This is a genomic window from uncultured Pseudoflavonifractor sp., from assembly GCF_944387805.1.
Classification (GTDB): Bacteria; Bacillota; Clostridia; order Oscillospirales; family Oscillospiraceae; genus Pseudoflavonifractor.
Genome location: NZ_CALXGI010000083.1, coordinates 1 through 10,386, shown reverse-complemented (window position 1 = coordinate 10,386; position 10,386 = coordinate 1). Strand labels below are relative to the sequence as shown.

The 10,386-nt window shown below is 59.9% G+C and carries 6 protein-coding genes; 5 read left to right on the top strand and 1 reads right to left on the bottom strand.

The window, feature by feature from the left end; all coding sequences use genetic code 11:
- Positions 1-193 precede the first annotated feature (193 nt).
- Complete coding sequence (locus tag Q0K06_RS13115; protein ID WP_294553369.1) at positions 194-3,028, bottom strand: S-layer homology domain-containing protein; 2,835 nt, start codon at positions 3,026-3,028, stop codon at positions 194-196.
- Between the two features lie 571 nt (positions 3,029-3,599).
- Here Q0K06_RS13115 and Q0K06_RS13110 point away from each other — a divergent pair.
- The 5 genes from Q0K06_RS13110 to Q0K06_RS13090 all read left to right on the top strand — a co-directional run.
- A complete protein-coding gene (locus Q0K06_RS13110) occupies positions 3,600-5,381 on the top strand; it encodes an HlyD family efflux transporter periplasmic adaptor subunit (protein ID WP_294553366.1) in 1,782 nt (593 codons plus the stop codon).
- A 28-nt stretch (positions 5,382-5,409) separates the two neighbouring features.
- On the top strand, positions 5,410-6,105 hold the full coding sequence (locus Q0K06_RS13105; protein ID WP_294553363.1) for an ABC transporter ATP-binding protein: 696 nt from the start codon (positions 5,410-5,412) through the stop codon (positions 6,103-6,105).
- Positions 6,102-7,379, top strand: coding sequence for an ABC transporter permease (locus Q0K06_RS13100; RefSeq protein ID WP_294553361.1), 1,278 nt, complete (start codon positions 6,102-6,104; stop codon positions 7,377-7,379). Before Q0K06_RS13105 ends, Q0K06_RS13100 begins: the two co-directional genes overlap by 4 nt.
- A gap of 46 nt (positions 7,380-7,425) precedes the next feature.
- Positions 7,426-9,804, top strand: coding sequence for an S-layer homology domain-containing protein (locus Q0K06_RS13095; RefSeq protein WP_294553360.1), 2,379 nt, complete (start codon positions 7,426-7,428; stop codon positions 9,802-9,804).
- A gap of 342 nt (positions 9,805-10,146) precedes the next feature.
- Positions 10,147-10,386 (top strand): S-layer homology domain-containing protein (locus Q0K06_RS13090; protein ID WP_294553359.1); only part of this gene is annotated, 240 nt, incomplete at its 3' end.

Genomic DNA, 10,386 nt, shown 5'->3' with positions numbered 1-10,386 from the left:
GAGGCGGAATATGAAATGACGGCGCCGCCCGCTGCCCCCAACAGCACGGCGGTGGTGGAGCTGGATATGACGCAGGATGGAATCGGCTCGGTATATGACTACGGAATCGTGTTCCAGTGAAGCCGGAAAGAAACAGACAAAGGGAAAACCCCCGGGCCAGTTGGCCCGGGGGTTTTGTGCTGAAAGAAGCTGATTACTCAGCAACGATCATCACAGCGTCGCTGGTGATGGTGGTGGTCTCGTTGGCAAAGGTCACGGTAACCTCAAACTTGTAGGTGGTGCCCTTCACGCCAGCCACATCGGTGCTGATGCTGGCAGCGCCGGAGGTCATGGTGTCGGTGTCGGGGACGGTGTTCATCTTGACCCACTCGCCGTTGGGAGCCAGCATGTAGGCGGTCACAGCGGTAGCAACCTCACCGGAAGCGGAGGGGTTGTTGGCCTTCACGTTGGCAGTAAAGGTGACCTTGCTGGCGCCGGGGGTGAACTTGATATTCTGCACGTCGAAGCCGGTAGCGGTCTCACCGCTGGTGCCGCCGGAGGCGGGAGTGTACTCGATGTACAGAGCCTTCAGAGTGGTGGCGCTGGCACCGGAGCTGCCCTTCACAACGCCCACGATATTGGCAGTGGCGTTGGCGGTCACGCTGTCCATGGTGGTCACATTGACGGCCTTGGTGGCAGCGTTGATCAGGTAGACCTCGCAGTTGTCGGTGTAGGTGTAGAACTTGTCGCCCACCTTAATGGCGCCCGCGGAGGCCTTGCCGTTGGAATTGCCGGAGATCTTGTTGGAAACAGAGGAGCTGGCAACAGCAACATAGCCGGTGGACTTGTCGTAGGTGACAGCCATCAGGCCGTTGACGATGCTGCTCTGAGCGCCGGAGGCGACCTTCACGGTGCCCACCTTGCCGTCCACGATGGCGTCATAGGTGTAGTAGTCGTCGCCCTTGCCGGAAGCGCTCTCAGGAGTGTAGGTGTAGTTGTCCTTGTTCAGGAAGTACACGGTGCTCTGAGTGGTGCCCTTAGTGGTGTTCTCGCCGTCGGAGATATACACGAAGGAGGCGATGCCAGTGGCCTTGTTTACCAGAGCATAGCCGTTGTTCTCCTTCGCGCTGGCGGTGCCGGGCACGTTGGCGATACCGGTATAGACAGCGTAGCTGGCCTGGCCGTCAGTGGTGGTCTTGACCAGGAACACAGTGGCGTTGTTGCCCACGACGCCAGTAACAAACTCAGCCTTGCCGGAGGTGATGGTCGCGCTGGTGATGACCTTGTTCTCGTACTTGGCGTTGGTGCCCAGGACATAGTTGCCGTTGGCGTCAGTCTTATAGGTGTAGAACTGGCCCTCGTTTACATTGTCAATCTTCTTGTCGCTGTTCCCGTCAGCAGCAGGAGCATTGCCCACCTTGGAGACGCGGACAACCTGAGTGGTGCCGTCGGTCATCAGGAGGAGCGCCTCGCCGTAGCCCTTGGCGCCCACGCCCTGCGTGGTGACCCAGGCGGTCTCCAGAACGACAGCGTAGTCGTTGGAGTCAGCCTCGGTGTCAAAGACGACCTTCACGACGGAGCCGTTGTCATCCAGGTACAGGGTCAGGCCGGTGTTGAACTTGTTGTTGAAGTCAGCGAAGGGATTGGAGACCAGGCCGGAAGCGGTGTAGGTATCGCCGCCCAGCAGGTAGCCGGTCACAGAGGAGCTGACCTTCTTGGTGCCGGTGATGGTGCCGGTCACAGCAGCGGCCTTCTCGATGTAGTAAGTGTTGCCCACCTTGACGTACAGGATGACGTCGTTGGCAGCCAGGTCGGCGTAGCCCTTCACGCGGTCAACGGCCACGTTGGTGATCTCGACAACGCCGTCGATGGTGACGGAGTCAACCTTGGAGGCGGAAGTGGCCTTGGAGACGGTCACACCCTTCTCGCCCACGGTAGCAACGGTCTTCTCGGTGGCGCGGACCACGTCGTACTTGCCGTTGTTGTCGTTGTCGATGAGGTCGATGATCACGCCGGCCTTGGCAGCAGCGGTGCTCACAGAGGACTCGTTGCTCTTGGAGCCGTTGTAGTAGTAGTCAACCTTGGTGTCCTTGGAGGCGCGGTAAGCAGCCTTGTCAGGGTTGGACAGGTCGGCCAGAGCAGTACCGTCGGTGCTGGTGCCCAGGATGCTGCTCTTACCGGTGGACAGGGTGGAGGAGATCAGGTCGCCGGTCTTGCTGTTCTTGTAGTAGATGACCTGCACGCCCACCTGGTCGGGAGCGGCAACCAGATCAGTGGCCACGTTGTCCACGATGGCCTTGCCGTTGGCGGAGATGCCGGTGACAATGCCGGTGACCTTCTGCAGGTTGTAGGTCTCCTCGCCCAGAGTGGTCTTGTTGGCAGTGGAGCCGGAGACGTACTTGTTGCCGTTCAGATCGTAGCCATAGGTGTTGGTCACGGTGTTGGCAAACAGGGCGTTGAAGATCATCTGAGCAGCGTTGTCGCGGGTCAGGGTGTCGGTAGCCTTCAGGCCCAGGTCGTTGGTCAGGCCGGCCTTCTGGGCGTCCTTCATGATGTTGGTGGACCAGTTGGGGTTGCCCTGATACTCCTGAGCGTCGGCGTCATAGCCCAGAGCCACCAGCAGCATCTTGGCGGCCTGGACAACGGTCACGCCCTGGGTGGGGAAGAAGTGGCCCTGGCCGTCGCCGGTGATGATGCCGTTGGAGTAGCAGTACTTGATGTACCCCTCGGCCCAGCTGGTGTCAATGTCCTTCAGGTCGGTGGCAGTGCCCTCAAAGGCAGTCTGATCCACGTCGCCCATCAGGATGTAGGTGATGAGCTTGGCCATGGTGGCACGGTCCACGCCCTCAGTGGGGGCGAAGGAGCCGTCGGGCTTGCCCTCGATGATGCCCAGGTCAACCATCAGGTTGACAGCATCCTTGTTGGTGACCTTATCGATGTCGGTCAGGTCAGCCGCAGTCTTGTCCGCAGCGCCGGCGCCGATGACCATCATGCCCAGGAGCATGACGGAGGCCAGAGCCAGGCTGAGGACCCGCTTGAGGTTTCTCATTTGGAAATTCCTCCTTCTAAAATTTGAGTTTGGGGGGCGAAAACGGCCGCTCAGGGTCGTATAACTCCCCTTGCCTCTGTGGGCATGATAATACATCCCGGCGAAATCGTCAAGCGGTTTGCCCCATTTGTAACACAACCGTAAAACTACGGCCTCGCCGTTCCTGTCTTATCATTTTTTGTTAGACGATATGAGCATTTAAAAGGTTCCCGCCCCATTTTGAAAATCTTTTGATTATTTTTGCCTGGCCGTAACATTTCAGTGCTTTCAATACATATAAGGTAGAGACCCCCGTTCAGGCCGTGATGTTTCCCCCTTCACCCCTGCCCTGCCGCAGCAGCGGCCGGGGTACGGGGGCCTCCCTATATGCCTGTTCCGGGCCGCCCCGTGGCACTCCGGCGTACATCTTTTTTCTTTCGGATGGTAACTTTTTTCCGTTTCCTGCGTCTATAAGAACAGGAGGACGAATCTTAAGTTTATCTTAACAACTTGTCATACATTTGTAGTGCTTTCCCCTGGTCCGTCATGCTACAATGATGATGAGAACCTACGGCAATAGGAGGAAATGAAAATGGCTGAACAGAATACCCCCGTCATGGACCCGGCGTCCGCTTACACACCGGCTCCCCAGCCCTCCGGAAAAGCCCCGGAGCGCAAGAAAAAGAACAGGAAAATCGTCAAGAACATCATCACGGCGGTTATCGTCCTGGCGGTTATCGCCGCTGCGGCCTGGGCCCTGTGGTACTTTGTGTTTACCGAGCATAAGGATTCCAACCTGGGCGAGCCCATCTATGACACCGCGTATACCGGCACCATCTCCACTACGGTCCGGGGCGGCGGCGCGGCCAACGCCAAGGACTCCGCCACCATTACCCTGGCCGCCGACGGCGTGGTTCAGGAGGTCTATGTCACCCAGGGCCAGGTGGTCAACGCCGGCGATCCCCTCTATGTGGTCACCTCTCCTGCCGCTGAGGAGGCGCTGAAGACCGCTCAGGAGGCGCTGACGGCCCAGCAGGAGGCCATGTCCAAGCTCAATGAGGAGATGGCCGACCTCCAGAAGAGCCGCAATGATCTGACCATCATCGCTCCCCACGGCGGCAAGCTCACTGAGGTCTCTGATATTAAGGTAGGCGACCCCATGAGCTCGGGTACCCAGATCGCCGTCCTGGTGGACGACACCAGGCTGAAGCTGTCCCTCTATTACAGCTACGCCTATGAGAACGACATCTCTGTGGGACAGACGGCCGAGATCTCCATTCCCGCCACCATGACCACCATTACCGGCACCGTGGAGAAGATTAATAAGGTGGAGCGGATTGTCCCCGAGGGCTCGGTTACCTTTGAGGTTGTCTTTGTGCTGGACAACCCGGGCACCCTCACCGCCGACATGGTGGCCTCCGCCTCCCTGGCCGACGCCGCCGGCACGCCCATCTACCCCTATGAGAGCGGCAAGCTGGAGTACTACCAGACCACTACCATCGCCACCAAGGCCTCCGGCCCGGTGGAACAGGTAGCCGACCTGATGAACTACGCCAACGTCACCGCCGGCCAGGTGCTGCTGATCCAGGGCACCAACGATATTGACGAGCAGATCCGCGCCAAGCAGGAGCAGATCAACACCGCCCAGGAGTCTCTGACCAAGGCCCAGCAGGCCGTCACCGACGCTGAGAAGAACGTGCAGAACTTCTCCGCCGTGGCGCCCATCTCCGGCACCGTGGTCACCTGCTCCCTGGTGCCGGACATGGAGGTCACCTCGGGCACCGCGGCCATTGTCATCGCGGACAACACGGTGATGACGGTCAACATCCAGGTGGACGACCACAACCGGCAGTACATCTCCGAGGGTATGACCATCAACCTGTCCGACTGGAACGGCAACAGCTACATGGGCGTGGTGGAGACCGTGGCCGTCCAGGGCACCAACGAGAACGGCGTCACCGTGTTCCCCGCCACCATCCGGGTGGACAATCCCACCGGCACGCTGATGGGCGGCTACTATCTGGACTATGAGTTCACCGCCGCTGAGAGCACCGGCATCATCATCCCCAGCCAGGACGTGCGGTACTACACCCCTGAGGGCGCTGAGGCGCCCCAGCCTGTGGTCTATCTCCAGCTCCAGCCTGGCCAGGAGGCCCCCGAGACCGCCATTGACAAGTCCGTTCTGCCCGCCGCGATGCAGGAGGAGATTCCCGACGACTGTGTGGTGATTCCGGTGGAACTCGGCCTGAACGACGACATGAACGTGGAGATCACCTCCGGCCTGAACGAAGGCGACCTGGTCTACAACAACACCCCCAGCGAGGACGGCAGCTACTATGGCCGCAGGGCCAGCGCCTCCTCCAAGGCGGGCTGAAGCGCTCCTGTCAAAAGGAGATGATGGAATGCTCATTGATATAAAGAACGTATTCAAGATTTATAATGAGGGAGAGGAGCGGGAGGTGCGCGCCCTCAACGGCGTGTCCCTCACCATCGACCGGGGGGAGTTTGTGGCCATTGTGGGCCAGTCCGGCTCGGGCAAGTCCACGCTGATGAACCTCATCGGCTGCCTGGACATCCCCACCTACGGGGAGTACCACCTGGACGGCACCGACGTCACCGACCTGTCCGATCGGCAGCTCTCCCATGTGCGCAACAAGCAGATCGGCTTTATCTTCCAGGGCTTCAACCTCATTCCCGCCCTCTCCGCCTATGAGAATGTGGAACTTCCCCTGATTTACCAGGGCATCAAGGCTTCCGTTCGGCGGGAGCGGGTGCGGGACGCGCTGGAGCGTGTCTCCCTGTGGGACCGGCGGGACCACAAGCCCACCGAGATGTCGGGCGGCCAGCAGCAGCGGGTGGCCATCGCCCGGGCCATCGCCACCCATCCCCCCATCATTCTGGCCGACGAGCCCACCGGCGCGCTGGACTCCAAGACCGGTATCCATGTGCTGGAGATTCTCCGGCGCCTGTATAAGGAGGGGACCACCGTGATCCTCATCACCCACGACAACGGCATCGCGGCCACAGTTCCCCGGGTGGTCCGCATTTCGGACGGGCAAATTGTGTCCGACGGGCAGCAGGAGGTGGACTGGCTGTGAACTTAAAACAGACAATCAAGCTGGCGGCCAAGTCCATCGCCGCCCGGAAGGGCCGCACCTTTCTCACCATGCTGGGCGTCATCATCGGCCTGGCGGCAGTCATCATTCTGGTGACCTATGCCCAGGGCACCACCAAGCAGATGATGGACCTGATGAAGTCCATGGGCACAAACCAGATTCAGGTCTCCGCCTATAAGTGGACCGGCGGCTCCAGCGACGACGTGGTGTTCAACAGCCTCTACAACTACTGCAAGCAGCTGGACGACCTGGTGGTGGGCGTAACCCCCAACCAGTACTGCTGGTTCACCGTGCAGTACGGGGCCAAGAACTCCAACAATATGTACTCGGACGACGGCAGCGTCCAACCCCCTCAGATCTGGATGGGCAGCGACCAGTGGGCGGCCTGCAACAACGCCACCATTGCTGCCGGCCGGGATCTCACCTATCTGGACGTGCAGAGCGGCAGCCAGGTCTGTGTTCTGGGCTCCTATGCCGCCAAGATGTTCTTCAACTATGCCAACCCCATCGGCGAGACCATGCTCTTTGACGGCGTGCCCTTCAGGGTCATCGGCGTGTATGAGTCCCGCATCAACGAGGAGACCCTCACCGAGGAGACCCAGTATTACGTCCAGCAGGATAACTTCATCCTCCTGCCCTACACCACCACCCGGGCCTTCCAGATCGCCGGCTCCAGCAATGTCTCCACGGGCAACTCCGACTTTATTGTCAAGGCCAAGGACGCCGCCTCCCGCATTGAGGCCTCCGCCCGGCTTGAGAGCTTTCTCAAGAGTCTGATTGGCGACTCCAGCACCGGCAACAGCTACGGATATTACAATGTCTACTCCAACGATAACTACATCGACTCCACCGAGGAGGCCAACAGGAGCCAGCAGATGCTGCTGGGCGGCATCGCGGCCATCTCCCTTATCGTGGGCGGCATCGGCATCATGAACATCATGCTGGTCACCGTCACCGAGCGCACCCGTGAGATTGGTATCCGCAAGGCCATCGGCGCCGAGCGGCGGAGCATTATCATCCAGTTCCTCATTGAGGCCTGCATGATCTGCGGCATCGGCGGTATTCTGGGCATTGCCGTTGGCTATGTCGGTACGCTGATCGTTTGTAAACAAACCCTTGGCATCATATTGCTGCCCAACGCCGGCATCACAATTGGCGCCTTTGTCATCTCGGTGGGCCTGGGCATCATCTTCGGCCTCTATCCCGCCATCAAGGCCAGCGGCCTCCAGCCTGTGGAAGCCCTGAGGGCTGACTGATTCCGTTTTCCGTCATTCCAACTCCATATATAAGGGAGAGAGAAATATGAAAATCAAACGATTCCTTGCCGGCCTGCTGGCAGCCGCCCTTGTGTGCGGCCTGATGGTGGTGGTACCGGCGTCCGCTTCCACCGGCGGCGCCAGTACCTCCGGCTTTACCGACATCACCGACCCCGCTGTGGCTGAGGCCGCCGAGGTGCTCCGTCTTCTGGGCGTGGTCAACGGCACCGGCGGCACCGCCTTCAACCCCAGCGGCACCCTGACCCGTGCCGAGTTCTGCAAGATGGCCATTGAGATCATGGGCAAGGGCGAGGAGGCCTCCGCCCAGATGAACCGCACCATCTTCCTGGACGTAAAGGGGGACCACTGGGCCCGGGGCTATATCAACCTGGCCGCCTCCACCCGTCTGGGCGGCGGCGAGGACGGCGCCGGCGGCGAGATGCTGATGGTAGGCGTGGGAGACGGCACCTTCCAGCCCGGCCGGACCATCACCTTTGCCGAGGCTGTCACCATTATGATGCGGATTCTGGGCTATACCGCCTCCGACGTGGCGGCGGGCTCCTCCTGGTACAGCGGCTATCTGGCTTCTGCCGGAGTGATCGGCCTGACGGACGGGGTGTCTCTGTCCTGGAACTCCACCATCACCCGGGGACAGACCGCCATCCTCTTTGAAAATATGCTGTACACCAGTCCCAGGGGCGCCGACGCGCCCTACCTGACTCAGCTGGGCGGCAGTATTACCGACGAGGCGGTTGTCATCTCGCTGGATGCCACTGCAGCCGACGGCACCACCGGCTGCGTCCTGACCACCGGCTCCGCCGATCCCTACAAGACAAACCATATTCCCTTTGATACCGCGCTGGCTGGTGCCCGCGCCAAGCTGGTGCTGGACAAGGACAGCAAAGTGATTGCCATTCTGCCCGGCGGCAGCGGTACGCAGCGCAATACCTCCGTCGTCTCCGCCCAGGCCACCTATGTGACGGTCTCCGGCGGCGACAGGCTGGACGTGGCTCCTGCCACCCCCGTCTACCGGGAGAGCGGTGAAACCACCTATTCGGAGGTCTATCTCAACCTGAAGACTGGCGCGCCTCTGGTGCTCCATTACGGAGTTACAGGCAAGCTGGAGTACCTCTATCTGCCCGCCACGCAGGCCGCTGAGGAGGCCGCCGTGGCCAAGGCCACCGGTTCGGGCAATCCCTTTGCCTCTCTGGTGGGCAGCGATACCGGTTATCAGATTCTGAAGAACGGCCTGCCCGCCGCCCTCTCCGACATCCGCCAGTACGACGTAGCCACCTATGACAGAGCCACCAAGACGCTCTATGTCTCCGACCTGCGTCTGACCGGCGTGTATGAGAACGCCTCTCCCAGCCCTGCCACACCCCTGAGCGTCACCATGATGGGCGCCACCTTCCCGGTGCTCTCCAGCGCCTACGACGACCTGACTTCTTTTAAGGTAGGAGAGATCATCACCCTTCTGCTCACCTCTGACGGCCAGGTGGCCGGTGCCGTCTCTCCCTCCGCCGCCAGGTCCACCACCGTGGGCGTGGTAAAGATGGATGGTTCCAACGCCACTGTGACCCCGCTGGCTGATATCCGTGACGCCAGCGGCAAGCCCATTGTCTTCACCGGCGCCACCACCTACTCGGAGGAGAGCGCCGCCCGGATGCAGGGCCAGCTGGTGACTGTGTCTTCCAGTAAGATCGGCTCGCTTACTCTCTCCCGCCTGTCCGGCAGCGGTGCCTCCGGCACGCTGGATATCAATGCCCGTACCCTTGGCGGCGATCCTCTGGCGGACAATGTTGTACTCTATGAGAGGGTTGGCAACGGCGCCCCTGCGGAGATCTCCTTTGAGCAGCTTACCCGCGCCACTGTTCCCGCCAATCAGATCAGCTATGTGGGCAGGGACTATGCCGGCCGGGTCAACATCATTGTCTTTGATGATGTCACCGGCGACCAGTACACCTACGGCTTTGCCAAGAAAGGCGTTGTGAACGGCAGCGGCGGCAGCATGAGCTACTCCAATGCCTCTGTTTCTGTGGAGATCGGCAAAGATGAGTACAGCGATGAGCTTATCACTGGCGCCGCGATTACAGAGAAGATGGCCATTGGAATCACCGCCTCTCTGGACGAAATTGACGGCGTCCACAAGCTCGCCAATTGGGTGACGCTGAAGGCGGTGGAGAATGTGCCCCGCTCCGCTTTTGACATGAAGGAGAACCCCGGCGAGGGTGTGGCTCCTATCGGCACCGTCACCACCAGCGATATGATTCTCCCCGTGGCCGGCAATGTGCTCTGCTACAACAAGACCACCAAGACCTGGTTTGCCTCTCTGGATGAGGCCCGGGCCTATGCGGATACTCTCACTATTTACTATGATCGCGCCCCCCAGGAGGGCGGTAAGGTTCGTCTTGTGGTGGTCGGCTGATTGACCGCTTCAATTCCATAAGCCCACGAAAGGGAGCTGGATGAATTTCCAGCTCCCTTTTTCTTCGCCTCCAAGTCAATTTGATGCCATGTCTACCAAAAGTCTACCAGTTTGAAAGCCGGAATCCTTTGCGCTCCAAGGGATTCCGGCTTTTTCTTTTTTCCCTTTTCCGGGCTGTGTCTACCAAATGTCTACCAAGCCGACTTTTTTCCCTGAAACAAGCCCTTTTCTCCTGAAAACAGATATATTTCCTTCTCTTCATTCGACTGAAAGGGGCGTTATACGACCCTGAGCGGTTGTTTTCGACCCAAAACTCAAAATTTTAGAAGGAGGAATTTCCAAATGAGAAACCTCAAGCGGGTCCTCAGTCTGGCTCTGGCCTCCGTCATGCTCCTGGGCATGATGGTCATCAGCGCCGGCGCTGCGGACAAGACTGCGGCTGACCTGACCGACATCGACAAGGTCACCAACAAGGATGCCGTCAACCTGATGGTTGACCTGGGCATCATCGAGGGCAAGCCCGACGGCTCCTTCGCCCCTGCTGAGGGCGTGGACCGCGCCACCATGGCCAAGCTGATCACC

Bases quoted from the DNA above. Each gene is read 5' to 3' on its own strand.
- Q0K06_RS13115 (WP_294553369.1), bottom strand. From the start codon at position 3,028: ATGAGAAACCTCAAGCGGGTCCTCAGCCTGGCTCTGGCCTCCGTCATG.
- Q0K06_RS13110 (WP_294553366.1), top strand. From the start codon at position 3,600: ATGGCTGAACAGAATACCCCCGTCATGGACCCGGCGTCCGCTTACACA.
- Q0K06_RS13105 (WP_294553363.1), top strand. From the start codon at position 5,410: ATGCTCATTGATATAAAGAACGTATTCAAGATTTATAATGAGGGAGAG.
- Q0K06_RS13095 (WP_294553360.1), top strand. From the start codon at position 7,426: ATGAAAATCAAACGATTCCTTGCCGGCCTGCTGGCAGCCGCCCTTGTG.